Consider the following 18939-nt stretch of genomic DNA (forward strand, 5'->3'; position numbering starts at 1 on the left):
AATAGTAAATCAGTGTTTAAGGATAAGGAGTAAAAAAATGGGCAAATATTTTGGTACAGACGGATTTCGCGGAGAAGCAAATGTGGATTTGACGGTGGATCATGCCTTTAAAGTGGGACGCTTTCTGGGCTGGTATTACGGACAGAAGCATAAAGCGCAGATCGTAATCGGAAAAGACACCCGGCGCAGCAGCTATATGTTTGAATATGCCCTTGTGGCCGGACTGACAGCCTCCGGCGCAGACGCCTATCTGCTTCACGTAACCACAACCCCAAGCGTTTCCTATGCAGTAAGAACCGAAGACTTTGACTGTGGGATTATGATTTCAGCCAGCCACAATCCTTTCTATGACAATGGAATTAAAATCTTAAACGGAAACGGACAGAAGATTGAAGCGGAGATTGAGGCGCAGATCGAAGACTATATTGACGGAAAGATTAAAGATATTCCACTGGCTACCAAAGAAAATGTGGGTCGTACCATAGACTTTGCCGCGGGAAGAAACCGTTATATCGGATATTTGATTTCCATTCCTTCCAGAGCATTTAAGGACATGAAGGTAGGTCTGGACTGTTCCAACGGAAGCGCTTCTTCTATTGCCAGAAGCGTATTTGAAGCATTGCGGGCCAAGACCTTTGTAATCAACGATCAGCCGGACGGAACCAATATTAACACCAACTGCGGCTCCACCCATATTGACGTTCTGCGTCAGTTTGTGCTGGAGAAAGGCCTGGATGTGGGATTTGCCTATGACGGCGACGCCGACCGGTGTATTGCTGTGGACAGGGAAGGAAATATCATCGACGGCGATAAGATTATGTATGTCTGCGGAAAATTCTTAAAAGAGCAGGGACATTTAAACGGAAATACTGTAGTTACTACCGTAATGTCCAATCTGGGCTTATATAAAGCGCTGGAAAGAGAAGGCATTAATTATGAACAGACGGCCGTGGGAGATAAGTACGTGGCTGAAAATATGATGGCCAACGGATACAGCATCGGCGGAGAGCAGTCGGGCCACATTATCTTTAACCGGTATGCGGCAACGGGAGACGGAATTCTGACTTCTCTGATGGTAATGGAAGCCTGCATTGAGAAAAAAGCGGATCTGTGCGATCTGGCCAAGGAGATGACCGTCTATCCGCAGCTTCTGAAAAATGTGCGTGTGGCGGATAAGAAGACTGCCAGAGAAAATCAGAAGGTTCAGGAAGCGGTAAACAAGGTGGCAGAGGAGCTGGGAAGCGAAGGCAGAATTCTGGTTCGGGAAAGCGGAACAGAACCGGTAATCCGTGTTATGGTAGAAGCATCCACCGATGAAATCTGCAGCAAATATGTGGATCAGGTAATTGATGTGATGGTACAGGAAGGGCTGACCGTCGAAGCGTAGAGTGAGAGAAGAATGAGAAAAAACAGAACAATTGCCCTGTTGGCTGTCTGCGGAGCGCTCTTTCTGAGCGGATGCACAAATGAAGCGCTGAAGCAGGCGCAGCAGGATCTGGAACAGGAAAATTATGAATATGCCCTTGAGGGATACCAGGAAGCGATTTCTCAGGGAGAAGATCTGGCGGAGGCTTACCGTGGGGCAGGCGTTTCTGCTCTTAAGCTGGGACAGTATGAAAATGCAGTGGAATATCTGGGAGAGGCTTTCGCCCAGGAGAAAACCAGCGACAGTTTTCAAAAAGACGTTCTGTCCTATAAAATTACTGCGGAGTATAAACTGGGGCAGTATGAAGAGGCTCTGTCTGACTGCCAGTCCCTGATGAACTACAGCGCCGACGCGGACACTTATTATCTGGCAGGCCGGGTGAATCTGGCAGTGGATGCCTATGAGGAGGCTCAGGCCAACTTTGAAAAAGCCTGTGAGAAAGACGGAAGTTCTCAGATGGCCATCCAGATTTACGAAGCCTATAAAGAAAAAGAAATGGAAGCGGATGGATCCAGGTATCTGGAACAGGCTCTGGAAAAAGAGGAGAACAGCTATCAGAAAGGGCAGCTTTACTATTATATGGAAGATTACGAAAACGCTAAAGAGCAGCTCCAGAAAGCAGTGGATCAGAAAGAAACAGAGGCGGCCTGCCTTCTGGGACAGGTGTATCTGGAAAAGGGAGACACGGCCGGCGCAAGAGAGATGTTTCAGCAGTATCTGGATATGGAAGGAACCAGAGCCAAAGGATATAACGGGCTTGCCCTGTGCGATATAAAAGAGGGAAATTATGAAGAGGCTCTGAAAAATATCGAGGCCGGTCTGGAAGATGCGGAGACAGAAGATATGAAACTGCTTATGTTCAACGAAGTGGTTGTGTATGAAAAAATGTCGGATTTTGCCACTGCGAAGGAGAAAGCAGACAAGTATACAGAATGGTTCCCTGATGACGAAGAAATGCAGAAAGAACAGACATTTCTGGCCTCCCGCATAGGGTGACAATAAGAAATTAATACAGAATATAAAAGGGAAAAGGATGAGTTTTCTGATAAGAGGACTTGTCCTTTTCTCTTTTTGTTTTTTGAAGAAATAAATAAAAAAATAATAATTTCCTGTATCGTAAAAAACAAACTTGTATCTTAAAAAAACAACTTTCTGATGAGAAAGGGGTGAAATACTTAAAAAAACAAACCAAAATAATAAGAAAATCTAAAGCATATTTTGGTAAATTTTGTTAAAATACACTCTGATGAACATCAGAATTTGTGAATTGATAAACCAAAGTTGAGTGTAATTTTATTTATTATAGATAAAATGCACAAAACAATGTAAAGGAGGACGGAACATGAGAAGGAAGAAATTAATCTCCAGCACACTGGCCTGGCTGCTGACTGTGACCATGATAGGAACAGTACCGGCAGGCAGTGTAAGCGCGGCACCTGTAGACGATGTATTGCAGGAAGAGACCGGAGGAGAAGTCCAGGAGAATATCCTGGAAGAAGAACAGGGAGACGAAAGCGATTTGGAGGATTTACTGGAGGAGGATTTGGACGACTTCAGCAACGTTTATGACTTCAGTGAGGAAGAACTCCAGGAGATGGAAAGAATGGAGGAAGAAGCCGGACCGGCAGCTCAGGCAGAAGAAGCAGACGCTTCTGAGCCGGATGCACAGGCAGAAGAAGGTCTGGTTCTGTACTACGATTTCGAATCTCTGAAAAATGGTACGATTATTAACGATCAGTCCGGGACAGGAAAGGCCGGCGTAGTACGCCCCACAGGTTCTCAGGCACAGATCGAAGAAGTAGAGATTTTTGGGGAAACTTATACAGCCTTTGTTATGAACGGCGGTCAGCCGGATGAAACCCATACCTATGCGGAGCTGCCGTCAGGTGCATTAAATGATCTGGACAGTATGACGGTAAGTTGTTGGGTATATGTGAAAGAAAACCAGGGCTATCAGCGTATCTGGGATTTCGGACATAACAGCACTTCCTATATGTATCTGCTTACAGACGGATATAATGCAGGCCATACAGGATATACGGTAGGTCTTACTGATTCCGGATGGTCTAATGAAGAAGGACCGGAATCAGCTACTCTGGAAGCGGGAAAATGGATTTACAGCACGGTAACCTTTGACGGAGAATCCAACACCATCGCTCTGTACAAAGACGGAGCTCTGATGGGTGAGACCGTTTCTTCAGTGGATTTGAGTGTTCTGCAGAACAGCACACAGAACTGGATCGGATACGGACAGTTTGGAAATGATATTTTCAATGGTATGGTTGCAGACTTTAAGATTTACAATTATGCAATGACCGCCGATGAAGTTGCAGACAGCTTTGCCATCCCGGATGAAGACAAAGTGGCAAGAGATAAAGAATCTTTAAGCCTGGGAGATACATCTGCAGTGACAGAAAACCTGACTCTTCCGTTAAAAGGAAGCGCCGGTTCTGACATTTCCTGGGAATCTTCCAATCCGGATGTAGTAGCTACAGACGGAACCGTTACCCGTCCTGGTGCAGATCAGGAAGATGTGGTCGTAACTTTAACAGCCACCATTACAGCCGGTGAAGTTACAGACAGCAAGACCTTTGAAGTAACTGTTAAAAGAGAACTTTCGGACGAAGAGAAAGTTGCCGCCGACCTGGCAGCCATTGACCTGGGCGAACTGGATGCCGTTATGGACAATCTGACCCTTCCTCAGGCAGGAGACCTGGGAAGTACCTTTAGCTGGGCAACTTCTGACGCTTCTGTGGTAGCCGCAGACGGTACCATTACCCGTCCGGCAGGAAAAGATAAAACAGCGACTCTGACTGTAACAGCTACTTCCGGCGAAGCCAGCGCTACCAGAGAATTTGAAGTAACTGTATCTGCTGTTTATACAAAGACACAGATTAAAGAAGTGGAAAGCGTGGAAGTGGAAACACAGGTGAACCACCTTCCGACTCTTCCCAACGAAGTAACAGCAACCTATGAAGATGATTCCACGGCAGAAGTGAAGGTTGTATGGCCTACCAACTTAAAAGCTACCGATTTCGGTGAAAAAGGTGCGGTTGTGGAACTGACAGGTACCGTTGTAGGATACGACGATGTGAAAGTTTCTGCGAAAGTTACGGTTGTAGGCGAAGTAGCCGTTCCGGCAGAAGCTTCTGCAGAGGAATTTGATTTATCCGATATTAACCTGGACGGAACAGATACCATCTATGGTCAGAACATGGAACGTGCCTTAACCTATCTGAAGATTATGGACGCAGACAGAATGTTATACAACTTCCGTATGACCTTCGGCGCCAGCACAGAGGGTGCACAGCCTTTAACAGGATGGGAAGAGCCAAGCGGATTATTAAGAGGGCATTCCACAGGACATTTCCTCTCTGCACTGGCTCTGGCATATGCTTCTTCCGGTGATGAAGAATACAAAGAGAAAATGGACTACATGGTCAGCGAATTACATAAGCTGCAGCAGATGTCCAAAGGAAAAGCATCTGATTTCGTAACAAAATGTACGCCAACCAGCGCGGCACAGGGCAACTGGAGTAAGGATCCCAACGAATGGGGCGAAGGCTTCTTAAGCGCTTACTCTCCGGATCAGTTCGCACTGTTAGAGCAGTATACACCATACGCTACTATCTGGGCTCCTTACTATACACTCCATAAACTGATTGCAGGCTTCATCGACTGCTACGAATACGGCGGAAACGAAGAAGCACTGGAAGTGGCAGAGGGAATCGCCAGCTGGTGTTATGATCGTCTGGCAAACTGCACAACAGAAGAACAGCGTAAGAAAATGTGGGATATGTATATTGCCGGAGAACAGGGCGGTATCACAGAATCCATGGCAAGACTGTATGAGATCACCAAAGAAGACAAATACATTGAGACAGCTAAGATGTTCAACAATGCTATCTTCTTTGATAATCTGGCAGTAAATATCGACGACATTCAGACTCGTCATGCAAACCAGCACATTCCGCAGATCGTTGGAGCCATCCACGAATATGCGGCAACCGGCGACAGTTATTATTATAATGTAGCAAAGAACTTCTGGGATATGGTAATCAGCCGTTACGCTTACTCCATCGGCGGTGTAGGAACCGGTGAAACCTTCAAATATCCTTATCAGCAGGGCGCTTATATCCTGGGCAACACAGGCCGCGGTGAAAACTGTGAAACCTGTGCAGCATACAACTTACTGAAGCTGACAAAAGACTTATATCTCTATGATCCGGACAATGCGGCATACATGGATTACTATGAGAGAACGGTGATGAACCAGATCGCAGCATCTCAGAGCCATGATACAACAGAATGGATGCATAACGGCTGTACCTACATGCTTCCCATCGATCCGGGCCAGAGAAGAGATTATGATTATGACTACGGCGGATTTACCTGCTGCAACGGAACTGGTATGGAAAATCATGTGAAATACCAGCAGGCAGCCTATGCAAAGAGCGGCGATACATTATACGTAAATCTGTATATGCCCACAACTGTAGACTGGGCAGAAAAAGGAATCTCTGTAACACAGGATACCACCTTCCCGTCTGAAAACTCTAAGCTGACCGTAAACGGAAGCGGAGACTTTACTATGAAACTGCGCGTTCCTTACTGGGCAACAGAGGGATTCACAGTTAAAGTAAACGGGGATACCATCTGCACGAATCCAAAAGTGAGCAGCTATGTGGAAATCAACCGTACATGGGCAGACGGCGATGTAGTTGAAATTGATATGCCTTATACCTTACATCTGGATGAAACTCCTGACAAAGTAGACGGAGATACTGTTGCATCCTTAATGTACGGACCAATCGTAATGGTTGCAAAAGATACCCGCAGCTCTTACACACCAATGAACTGGTATAAGATCTCCTTAAGTGAAGAACTGGAAGAATCTGTACAGATTGTACAGGCAGCAGACGGAAGCGGAAAGGTTCCGCATCTGGTAACCAACAACCTGGATTTCTATCCGATGTATGATGCATATAACTATCGTTATCATGCCTATGTAAAAGTAGAAGAAAAAGCTTATGCAGAGCCCGGTATGGACGAAGAAACCTTCGGTCAGGTAATGCCGCAGGTAACAGCAGCCCTGGGAGAAGAAGGGGTAACCGTTGACTGGGATGCCATCGAAGGCGCAGCAAGCTATCGTATCTACCGCAAAGAGGCCGGCGGAAGCTTTGCAGGACTGGCAACAGTTGGAGCAGACGTAACTTCCTATGTGGATAAGACAGCAGAAGCAGGAAAGACCTATTACTACACAGTAAAAGGATTCTGGGGAGAAAATGCAACCGGTACAGCAACCAAGTACCCGACAAATGTAGTGGTATCCACCCATACCGAAGATACCTTTGCAGATGTAATGATGAAGGTAACAGCCAAAGCAGCAGAAGATAACAGTGTAATCGTAAACTGGACTTCTGTGGGCGCAGCAAGCTACCGCATCTACAGAAAAGAAGCAAAACCGGGCGCAGCATTTGCAGGTATTGCCAATGTGACAGGCGATGTAACTTCTTATACAGATGAGACAGCAGAAGCAGGAAAGACTTATTATTACACAGTTAGAGGATTCTGGGGAGAAAATGCAACAGGCACAGCAACCAAGTATCCTTCTGACGTGATGGTAAGCGTAAATGTAACAGCACTGGATATGCCGGTGGTAGCAACGAAATCTGTAAACTACAGCAATGTGGACGTTAGCTGGGATGCTGTTGAGGGCGCTCAGAAATACGTGATTTACAGAAAAGAAGCAAAAGCCGGAACCGCCTTTAAATCCATCGGAACGGTAAGCGCAGCTACTTTGAAATTCAGAGACAGCAAAGCATCCTTAGGCGTAAATTACTACTATACAGTAAAAGCTTATGCAGGAAGCGTTGCCAGTGATTATCAGAGAAGCGTGACGGGAATGGCAGTGATGTCTTCTCCGGCTCTGAAAGGCGCACAGGCATCTTCTAAAGGTATTACTGTAACCTGGTCCGGTTCCCTGGTGAGTGCAAATCAGTTTGCAGACGGATACCGTGTATTCCGTAAAACAGCAGGAAGCTCCTGGAAGACAGTAGGAACTGTTGGAAAGAATGTGAGAAGCTTTACCGATACCACTGCAAAAGCAGGAACCACATATACTTATACTGTTCGCGCATATTATAAGATGAATGGTGCAAATCTGTGGGGTACCTATGACGCAAAAGGCGTTTCTGCAGCAAAATAAAACAAACAGCATGGCAGGGCTGGTTTCTTCGGAAGCCGGCTCTGCTTTCATTTCGTGTGTTCAAATACCATGGAATGAGATAAAAAATAACTTGTATCTAAAAAAACAACTTGGAGACCTGATTTCCAGACAAATATATGAAATAATTATAAAACATCTAAAGAAAACCCACCTAAATAGTAAAAAAAACTAAAGAAAAACCTCTAAAATTTGTTAAAATATAACTATAGTACGGTGACGCCGGCGAGCCTGGAAACTGCGGAACGGAAACCAGGCCCGCCGTTTTTTATAAATGTCACAAAATGGAAAAGAAAGGAGAAATGTGAATGAAGAAGAGAACACGGATTCTGGCATGGCTTCTGACGGCTGTGATGATGGTTACGGCAGTTCCGACTACAGCGTTTGGCTCAGGTCTGGACCTCCAGGATGAAACAGTCTATGAGGACATGCTGGAAGAAGCTTCTGAAGAAGAGGGCGAAGTGGATTCTCAGGAACTGACAGAAGAGGAAGAAGAACCTTCCTTAGAGGAAGAGAATCTGGAAGAAGATGCCAATGTTCTGGAAGAGGAAACACCGGCCGCCGGGGAAGCTTCAGCAGCAAGTGCGCGGGCTGCTTCTCCTCAGGATGAGGAAGCCGCTCAGGCAGCTCTTGACGCCATCGTTTTTTACGATACCGATGATGTCAGAGGAAACATTACGCTCCCCACAGAAGGTGAGGGCGGAGTGACCATTGCCTGGCAGTCTGACAAACCGGACGTGATCGATCCCCAGGGAAAAGACAATACCGATTACGACGATATGCCCGGCGGAGTTGTTACCCGTCAGGACCAGGATACACAGGTAACTCTGACAGCTACAGCTACATTAAATGAAGCAGTAAAAACAAAAGAATTTACATTTACCGTAAAAGCCCAGGCAGAACAGAAAGAATATAATGCTTATCTGTTCGGGCATTTTACAGGACTGGAAGCGAAAGAGTCTGACGAACAGATTTATTTTGCTGTCAGCCAGGATGGAAACTACTGGAGGGATTTAAACAACCGAAATCCGATTCTTCAGTGGACCAAGGGAGAACACAGTGAAGGTGACGGCGGTGTCCGCGATCCTTATATTATCCGTTCCGCAGAAGGAGATAAATTCTATCTTCTTGCAACTGATTTATCCATTTATCACAGAGGCGGCTGGGGTCACTATGGCGACACACCGGGAAGCACCTCTTTGATTATCTGGGAATCGGAAGACCTGATTCACTGGTCAGAGCCATGGATGACACAGGTAATGCCTGATTCTGCAGGATGTGCCTGGGCTCCGGAAGCTATTTACGATGAGAAGACAGGAGAATACGTAGTATTCTGGTCCTCTATGGTAAACGGTCAGTATCTGAGAGATGAACAGGGTGTAGAGGTACCGGATTCCCAGTTATCTACAAATGGAAGACATATCTTCTACAGTAAGACCAGAGACTTCCACAACTTTACGGATCCGAAACTGTACATTATGAGAGACGGTATCGGAGAAGATTTATATGATACCACAATGATTGAATCCAACGGAAAGTTCTACCGCGCTTCCCGTGTGGATGATATTTTCATTGAATCCAGTGATTCTGTTCTGGGAGACTGGACAGAAATCTGTACCTTAGAGGATTTGGTAGGCCTTACCGGAAATGATGTGGAAGGTCCGGAATTCTTTAAATACAACGGAGAAGACAAATGGGGCCTCCTGGTGGATCAGGATGCTACCGGAAAAGGTTATCTCCCCATTATGACCACAGACGTAGGCGATACCACGGGAGAATCCTGGAGTCTGATGGAAGACGGAACCTACAGTTTCGGCGCGCTGCTGAAACGTCACGGAACGATTCTGCCAATCACCCAGGAAGAATATGACGCCCTGATGGGAGAATATGGACAGAGCATCCAGATCCGGGACGAAGAACCCTCCGAGGAGCCGGTATTAAAATACGACTTTGAAGATCTGGAAGTAAATGCAACAGAGGCAACGATTCCCGATGTGGGAACCGGAGATGAAAGCGCAGACGACGCTACCATGTACGGTGCAGCATATATTGCCAATGAACGCACCCTGGACGGCAGCATGAGCCACACTCTGCGTCTCAATGGAAAAGAAGGATGGATGGAATTCCCCCAGGGCTTCTTTGACGGCCGGGATCAGATGACCATCTCTATGGATGTAAAATCCGACATGACCTCAGGAAACTTCTTTACCTTTGCCTATGGTCAGGATAACCAGATTTACAATTTCCTGAAAATAACCGGATCTACCATCCGCAATGCGGTAACGGTAGGAAGCTGGTCCAACGAAAATGATGTTTCCACAGCGATGGGCGCAGGAGCCGGCAACTGGCAGAATGTGAAGATTGTCATTGACGGACCGAAGATGCAGCTCTATGTGGATAACAAATTAGTGGACGAAAACCTGGACGCCAAGGTTTATACCAGTGATATGGGACAGAACCTGCTGGCTTATCTGGGCAAATCCTTCTATGAAGAAGACGGAAACTTCAAGGGCAGCTTTGATAACGTAGAAGTATACAATTACGCCATGACAAGGCAGGAAATCACAGGCGGAGAGGAAGAAGAAACCGCCGGCATGATTGCAGAATATGATTTCAGCCAGACAGACGGAACCACGGTAACGGATCAGTCCGGAACCGGAAACGACGCCCAGATCAAAGGCAGCGGATATACCATTGACGGGGAAACCCTGAATCTGCCGGGAGGCGCCTATGGAAGCAATGCCGCTTATGTGGAACTTCCCACAGGTATGTTTGACGGCCAGGATACCTTAAGTATTTCCCTCTGGCTGAAAAATGAAACAGGCGCAGGCAACTACGCCGCCATGTTCTTCGGAACCACCGAGGAGCTGCCGAAAAATTACTGGCTGCTCAATCCGGCCAATCCGAACGGACTTCTGAAATCGGTTATTACCAATTCCACCAATGCAACAGCTCCGTATCTGACAGAGTATGGATTCTCAGCAACGACCATCTCTCAGGGTATGGCAGGTCCGAAAACAGACGATAGCTGGGGACTGTATACCACGGTAATTAAACCGGGAAGCATTACCCTGTATTACAACGGAGAAAAGGTAGGAACCGTATCTATTAATGCGAAAGTCAGCGATTTCGGAAGAAATCTGGTGGCTTACCTGGGTAAATCTTCCTACCATGATATGTTCTATGAAGGCGGCATCCGTTCTGTAAAAGTGTACGCCGGAGAATGGTCCCAGGAAGAGGTAACTGCAGAATATAACTTAGGATGTGCCAAACTGGATGCAGAAGCATTACAGGTGGAAGATACTGTATTTGAAGATATGGAACTTCCCGCAGAAGGCGCAAGAGGAACCACCGTTACCTGGTCTTCTTCTGCACCGGAATACATTGCAGACGACGGTAAAGTGACCCGTCCGGCAGCCGGAACAGGCGATCAGGAAGTTGTTCTGACAGCAACTGTCACCATGGGAGAAGCTTCTGTGGAACGGGAATTTACCGTGACAGTTCTGGAAGAAGATCCTAAGAAAGATCTGGAACGCTGGGTAAATGAAATTGACTTAAATGGTTACTGGCTCACAGGGGATATAACTCTGCCTGAAAAAGCCGGAGAAGCCACCCTGAAGTGGGAAGCCAAAAATCCGGAGTATCTGACTGCAGACGGTAAAGTAACCCGCCCGGCAGCCGGAGAAGGAAATAAAGAGGCCGCACTTACAGTGACTGCGACCCTGGGCGAAGAATCCCTTACAAAAGAGTTCCACTTCCAGGTAGTAGAAGCGTACAGCGAACTTCTTACCTATGTAACAAAGGGAAATACAGACTTATCAGACGCTCTGTTTGTTGCAGCAAAAGAAGGAGATACATATACCACATTAAATAATGGAAAAGCTATCCGCTATATTAAGGGCGGCGATTTAATGGGGTATCCCAGTCTGTTCAGAAAAGCAGACGGAACCTATGGTCTGGTTACGGCTTTAAGCGGCGGAAATGCCAGCATCATGCTGTATGATTCCCAGGATCTGACCAGCTTTACCAATGAGCGGAAAGTAACTCTGACAACTTCCGGTAAAAAAGTCAATGATCCGATGGTTATCTATGACGAGTCTCAGGAATCATACAAGATCTTCTGGAAAGATTCCGAAGGAAAAGGGTATGTAACCACAACCAAAGACTTCAGCGACTTCTCTGCTGAGAAAGCTGCTGAATATCCGAAAGAAGCAGAAAATACCATGGCCCTGCCTTCTGACGCCATGGAAGAAAACGTATTCCAGGTAACAAAAGCAGAATACGACAAGGTAATGCAGGTTTACGGTCCTATTTACAATACAGGACTGGATGATGTAGAGGATGTGACTCTGAATGCAGGCGAAGACCTGGATCTTCCGGAGACACTCACAGCTACTTACAATGACGGAACTACAGTAGAAAAGGGAGTTTCCTGGGATACCAGCGATCTGGATCTGTCACAGCCGGGTACTTACACAGTGACTGGTACTGTGGGAGAAAGATATGACAGCCCGCTGATCCGCTACCGGGCAGACCCCTGTGTAACTTATGATGAAGAAAATGACTGTTATTACTTTACAGCCTCATATCCTACCTGGAGAGCAAACGATCCGGAGGGATATGACCGAATTGTATTAAGAACAGCTAAGACCATTGCAGGTCTGGCAGATGCAGAAGAAATCACCATCTGGGATGAATCCCAGGATTCCGGTTCCCACCGTTATATCTGGGCGCCTGAAATCCGCAAGATTGGCGACAAATGGTGTGTACTGTTTACAGCCAGCACCAGCGCAAGCAGCGTCTGGTCTTTATCTCCGCACATTATCCTGTGCGACGGAACTACAACCAATGAGATTATGGATCCTGATCACTGGGATGACAAAGCCCAGCAGGTAGATTTACAGTCCGGAGACGGCGGATATACCTTCGCCATCGACATGACGTATTTCGAAGCAGGCGGACAGTCCTACTATGCGTGGTCAGAAAAGCCAAGCTCAGCCAGAATTTATATTGCAACGGTAGATCCCTCTGATCCAACCCAGATTACCAGCAAGAGAAGCATTATTTCTCAGCCGGATTACGCATGGGAGTGGAACAAATCTCAGGGACAGTATATTAACGAAGGTCCTGCCGTTATTCAGAACGGCGACACCGTATATCTGTGCTTCTCCGGTTCTACCGTAGACTCCAGATACTGCGTGGGCGTAGTTACTGCCAATGCCAATGATGATCTGACCGATCCGGCAAACTGGACCAAGAATCCATACCCGATCCTGACCAGTACCGACTGCCAGGAATTCGGAAATAACGAAGTAGGCCCCGGCCATAACTCCTTTACAGTAGACGGAAACGGAAATCCGGTTATCGTATACCACTCCAGAACAGAAGGAGAAAAGGAAGGCGCCGGAGACGGCGGTCTGGACGATCCGGGACGTCATGCAAGAGCCAAATCGGTTCACTTCAGCGCAGACGGACGTCTGGTACTGAATATGACGGAAGAGGAAGATTTAGCGCCGGAAAATCAGACAGTGACTGTAAAAGTAACTGTAAAAGCCGATGATGTTTCAGAAGAACTGCTGAACAGCATTCAGGTGCCCTACCTTCTGTCAGAAGATGATGTTCTTCAGGAGGATGTAGGCGGATTTGCCATTACATGGACCAGCGACGATGATCTTCTCAACGCTGACGGAACCATCAAGGCAGCAGATGAGGGAATCAAAGACGGCGTTCTGAAAGCTGCTATTCAGAAAGACGGAAAATCCTTCACCAGAGAATTTACCGTAAAGGTAATGGAAAGCAAAGCAGCTTCCGTTCTGGCTTATACAAGAAACTTAAGCGACAAGGAACAGGGATACGCAATGCACCTGGCTCTCTCCAGTGACGGAAAGACCTATACGGCTCTGAAGGACAACACAGGACTTCTTTTCCCGAAGACCATTGATCTGACTTCCGAAGGAAATGAATCCAAAGTGCTGACCGATCCATTTGTATTCCGTATGAAGGATAATACCTTCGGCGTTCTGGCAGTGAGAAGCCAGACCAGCGGCACGGATGCGGCAGATGCAGGAAAAGTACTGCTGTTTACGTCCAAAGACCTGCTTTCCTATAGAGAAGTGGGAATGCTGGATCTGAAGACCGAAGGCGTAATCAGCGACCCGGCTGCAGAATACGATACACAGGCCAATACCTGGGTTGTAAGCTGGAAAGGGGAAGACGGCAAGACCTACCGTAATACCGTATCCGACTGGAGCAGCCTGACCTGTGACGGCGAAGCGAAAGAAGGAAAAGCCGTTTCCTATGATACGGTGAAACCGGGAATTGATAACGCAGTGGCTTCTAATATTACACTGGTTACCAAAGCAGAGGCAGAGGCTCTGACTAACCGCTTACTGCCGGTAACCAATACAGAAGTAAAACTGAACAAAACAGAAGTTGAAACAAAAGTCGGAGAAAAAGCGGACTTAAGCGATATTACAGCAACGGCTGTATACAGCGACGGACAGGAACTCTCCAAGAATATTAACTGGGATGACAGCAGTGTAGACTGGCTGACACCGGGAGAATATGAATTAACCGGAACCATTGATCAGTTAGAACAGGAATGGCCGGTCATTGAAGGACGCGCCGATCCGGACATCTATGAATGGAATGGAAAATATTATTTCATTGCAACCGATGAATACGGACAGAGCAAACTTTATATCCGGGAAGCAGATTCCATTGAAGAACTGGCAAGCGCAGAAGATCACCTGATCTTAAGTGCAACGGCCAGCGGAGACGGATCCGGATGTCTGTGGGCGCCGGAGCTGCATGAAGTAAACGGTGATCTGTATATCTTTATGGCCATCTCCACCAACGGAGCCTGGGATGGTGTACAGTCCAGAATCCTGAAACTGGAAGACAAGGATGCAGATCCTACAAAAGCAGCAAGCTGGAGTGATCCGGTAAGAGTTGTTAAGAAAGACGGCAGCCCATTGTACGAGGACGGCATCACCCTGGATATGACCTATTTTGAAGAAAATGGTCAGTCATATGTGGCATGGGCTCAGAGAAGTATTAACCCCACCCTGGGATCCAACATCATGATTGCGACAGTAGATCCTTCCGATCCAGGAAAATTAACCAGCGATCCGGTTCTCATCTGTGAACCTGATTATGGCTGGGACAGAAGAAATACAACTGTAGACGAAGGCCCGTACGTGCTTCGCAATGCAGACGGTCAGCTCTATATGACCTTCTCCGGAGCAATGGTAGATAATACTTACTGTGTAGGCTACCTGAAACTGACAGGAGAGGATCTGTTAGACCGTGACAACTGGGAAAAGAGCAACTATCCGATTCTGACCTCAGAATCCGTGCCGGGAGAATACGGCCCGGGCCATAACTCCTATATCACAGATGAAGACGGAGAGTTATTATTTGTATATCATGCAAAGAACGCTTCTTCTTCTACCCGTCATACAGGTATCCGCCGGGTTTACTGGTCTACAGACGGAACCCCGGTACTGAATATGACAACCGATAGGGAAATCCTTCCGGAAAACAGAACGGTTTCTGTTAAAGTAAAAGTTACCGGAACCGAGGACGAGGCTTTACAGGCGCTTCTTAACAGCGTAACCATTCCCAATGCAGACGACATCCGCGGAAACATCACACTCCCTGTTTCTATGGGAGATGCGAAGCTGACCTGGACTTCTGACAATGAGGATGTAGTAAATACCTCCGTTCTTGAGAACCAGGATTATTTCGATACTCCGGCAGGTGTTGTAACCCGTCAGGATAAAGATACCAAAGTGGTTCTTACCGTAACGGCCGAATTAAACGGAAAGAAAGCGGAGAAAGACATTGAAGTAACTGTAAAAGCCACAGAAGAGCAGGATCCATACGCCGCTTATCTGTATGTACATTTCAATGAATACAGCGGAGAGCAGGGCAAGCAGGACATCTTCTTCGGCGTAAGTAAAAACGGTGTGGACTGGACCGCATTAAATGATAACAATGCCGTTCTGAAATCCACTCTGGGAGATAAGAAAGTACGTGACCCGTATATTATCCGTTCTGCAGAAGGAGATAAGTTCTTCCTGATTGCCACAGACCTGGATATTTATGCGGATAAGTACAACGATAACTGGGGATTAATGGCAACCCAGGGAAGCCAGTCTCTGATTATCTGGGAGTCCACCGACCTTGTAAACTGGACCAACCACAGAAGAATTGATGTGGCAAGCGAACTGGATGCAGGTATGGTTTGGGCGCCGGAAGCTGTTTATGACGAAGAGACAGGAGAATACCTGGTATTCTGGTCCAGCGGCGTGGCAGCAGACAACTATGCAACCCATAGAATCTATGTGTCTAAGACCAGAGATTTCTATACCTTTACTGAGCCGGAACTGTACTCCAACCCGCAGAACATCAATGATAACGGCGGAATCCCGGCAAATGCAAGCAACATTGACGCTTCCATCCTGAAAGAAGGCGACAAGTACTACCGTCTGATTAAGAATGAGAACCAGTTATTCATTATCCTCCAGTCCGCAGATCATCTGCTGGCTTACGGAGATGAAGCAGAGGAAGTACAGATTGGCGATGAGACCTGGGCAAACAGAGGATCTCTGTTTACCAGAATTGACAACAGCGCGTCCGGATGCCTGGAAAGCTACAAGAACGGCTACGAAGGACCGACCATGTTCAAGTTCAACGACCGGGATGAATGGTGCATCATGGTGGATGAATATCTGAATCAGGCCAGAGGCTATATTCCGTTTACCACCACCGATCTGGATGAACCAAACAGTGTAAAAGCCATGGAAGACGGCTCCTACATTATGCAGGAAGCTGCAAAACACGGCGCAGTTATTCCAATTACCCAGGATGAGTATGATGCTCTGATGGATAAATGGGGAACTCCGGTACAGGAAGGCAACGAAGTAGAAAAAGAAGAGCCGATCGCAAGCTATGACTTTGAAGAAGCTCTTACAGACGGTGTTGTAAAAGACACCTCCGGAAACGGAAATGATGCAGTTGCTTACGGCAAAGCAGCGTACCAGAAAGACAGTGAACTGGACAGCAATGTTCTGTATCTGAACGGAAGCAGCGGAACCTATGTGGAACTGCCCAAAGGACTTCTGGATGGCCTGGAAGACATGACCGTATCCATGGATATTAAGGCACAGACCACAGATACCTTCCACTTCGACTTTGCTACTGGACAGGACAACAGCAGGTACATGTTCCTGAGAGTCAGAAACGATGGCATCCGCAATGCCATTACAGCAAGAAATAATAATACAGAGCGGGATGTCGTGGATAATACTACAGGCAGACTGAATAAATGGGTAAACGTAACCGTAGTTATGGAAGACCATAAGATGTCTCTGTATGTAAACAAAGAATTAGTGGATGTGAACGAGCATGTAAGAAGTATTCCGGAACTGGGCAGCGACCTGCTGACTTATCTGGGAAGATCCTTCTACAGCGCAGATCCTTACTTCAAGGGCTGCTACGACAACGTGGCAATTTACAACCGGGCTCTTTCTGCTGAGGAAATTGCAGGGGAAATCCAGGATGTGGATACCAGCGAATTAAAAGCTCTGATTGAAGAAGCCAAAGGTTATAAAGAGGCAGATTACAGCCATGTGGCAGATGTTTATGCAGATTTGCAGGAAGCAATTGCCGGGGCAGAAGGAGTTCTGGACGACGCTGATCTGACACAGGAAACTGTAGAAGCACAGATTAGCAGCCTGACAGAGGCAATCAATGCACTGAAAGCGGCTGACGAAGCTGCAAAAGAGGCATTCCAGAACGTAGTAACCGAAGTAACTGCAGAGGTAAATGAAGACAACCAGGCGGTTGTAAGCTGGAAACCAGTGGACAACGCCAAGAGTTACCGGATTTACCGCAGAGCAGCCGACGGAGACTCCTTCGTGGGAATCGCAAATGCATCCGCAGAAGAAACTTCTTATGTAGATGCAGATGTAGTGCCTGGAACGACTTATTACTATACAGTCAAAGGCTTCTGGGAAGAAAATGCAGAAGGTATCAGCACCCAGTATCCGATTACTGTAAAAGTAACGATTCCGGATACTACAGAAGAGCAGCAGGCAGCCTTCCAGCAGGTAATGCCGGAAGTAACCGCTGAAGTTCAGGATAACAATCAGGTACTGGTAAAATGGGAAGCCATTGAACATGCAGGAAGCTATCGTATCTACCGGAAAGAAGCAGGCGGCGCTTTCGCAGGTATTACCAACGTGGGCGCAGATGTGACTTCTTATGTGGATACCACAGCCGAAGCAGGCAAGACTTACTATTATACCGTGAAAGGCTTCTGGGAAGCAGACGCACAGGGCGTAAATACAAAATATCCTTCCGATGTTCAGGTTTACGTACCGAGAAGTGTGGAAGAATTCCAGAATCTCGTTCCTGAAGTAACAGCAAAAGCAAACGCAGATAAGAGTGTAACGGTAAGCTGGAAAGAAATCCAGGAAGCCGGAAGCTACCGGATTTACCGGAAAGAAGCCGGAGGAGCATTTAAAGGCATTGCCAATGTGGCAGCCGGAGAAACTTCTTACACAGATACAACTGCCGAAGCAGGAGTAACTTACTATTACACTGTGAAAGCATTCTGGGAAGCAGATGCACAGGGCGCTTTCACCAACTATCCGAAAGACGTAACAGTAAAAGTACCGGTTGATAAGCTGGGTACTCCGGCAGTTAATACCAGATCGGTCAACTACTGCACCGTAGAGATTAGCTGGGAGAAAGTAACAGGAGCCGATAAATACGTGATTTACAGGAAAGAAGCGAAACCGGGAACTTCCTTTAAATCCATTGGAACAGTCAGCGCATCCGTTCTGAAATTCCGTGACGGCAATGCGAAGATGGGAGTGGAATACTATTATACCGTAAAAGCTTATGCAGGAAGCATTTACAGCGATTATCAGAGAGAAGTGGTTGGAATGGCAGTGCCGTCCGCACCGACTCTGAGTGCATCCGGCAGCAGCAAGGGTGTAACCATTACCTGGACAGGTTCTAAGGCAGGCGCCAATGCATTCGCAGACGGCTACCGCGTATTCAGAAAGACTGCAGGCGGAAGCTGGAAGACCGTTGGAACCGTAGGAGCCAACACCAGAAGCTTCACCGATACTACAGGAACAAAGGGAACAACTTATTACTACACCGTACGCGCATATGTAAAACAGAGCGACGGAAGTAATCTGTGGGGAACTTATAATACCACAGGTGTGGCCGGAGTTAAGAAATAATCCAGTCAGACAGGGGGCGATGTGAT

At 47.0% G+C, this 18939-nt stretch carries 4 protein-coding genes; all 4 read left to right on the top strand.

Annotated features, from left to right (window positions below):
- Positions 1–37 precede the first annotated feature (37 nt).
- The 4 genes from glmM (at position 38) to B5F53_RS08640 (ending at position 18913) form a co-directional block, all read left to right on the top strand.
- Positions 38–1387, top strand: a complete 1350-nt coding sequence (gene glmM / locus B5F53_RS08620) for a phosphoglucosamine mutase (protein ID WP_087222381.1) — start codon at positions 38–40, stop codon at positions 1385–1387.
- A gap of 12 nt (positions 1388–1399) precedes the next feature.
- The gene (locus B5F53_RS08625; RefSeq protein ID WP_087222383.1) at positions 1400–2422 is read left to right on the top strand and encodes a tetratricopeptide repeat protein; all 1023 of its coding nucleotides are present in this window, start codon (positions 1400–1402) and stop codon (positions 2420–2422) included.
- A 346-nt stretch (positions 2423–2768) separates the two neighbouring features.
- The gene (locus B5F53_RS08630) at positions 2769–7634 is read left to right on the top strand and encodes a beta-L-arabinofuranosidase domain-containing protein (RefSeq protein ID WP_087222385.1); all 4866 of its coding nucleotides are present in this window, start codon (positions 2769–2771) and stop codon (positions 7632–7634) included.
- A 326-nt stretch (positions 7635–7960) separates the two neighbouring features.
- A complete protein-coding gene (locus B5F53_RS08640) occupies positions 7961–18913 on the top strand; it encodes a family 43 glycosylhydrolase (protein WP_087222389.1) in 10953 nt (3650 codons plus the stop codon).
- Positions 18914–18939 lie beyond the last annotated feature (26 nt).

The organism is Blautia sp. An249, assembly GCF_002159835.1.
In the GTDB taxonomy this organism is placed as follows: Bacteria; Bacillota; Clostridia; order Lachnospirales; family Lachnospiraceae; genus Blautia_A; species Blautia_A avistercoris.

Excerpts from the sequence above, each read along its gene's own strand:
- glmM (WP_087222381.1), top strand. The coding sequence starts at position 38 with ATGGGCAAATATTTTGGTACAGACGGATTTCGCGGAGAAGCAAATGTG.
- B5F53_RS08625 (WP_087222383.1), top strand. The coding sequence starts at position 1,400 with ATGAGAAAAAACAGAACAATTGCCCTGTTGGCTGTCTGCGGAGCGCTC.
- B5F53_RS08630 (WP_087222385.1), top strand. The coding sequence starts at position 2,769 with ATGAGAAGGAAGAAATTAATCTCCAGCACACTGGCCTGGCTGCTGACT.
- B5F53_RS08640 (WP_087222389.1), top strand. The coding sequence starts at position 7,961 with ATGAAGAAGAGAACACGGATTCTGGCATGGCTTCTGACGGCTGTGATG.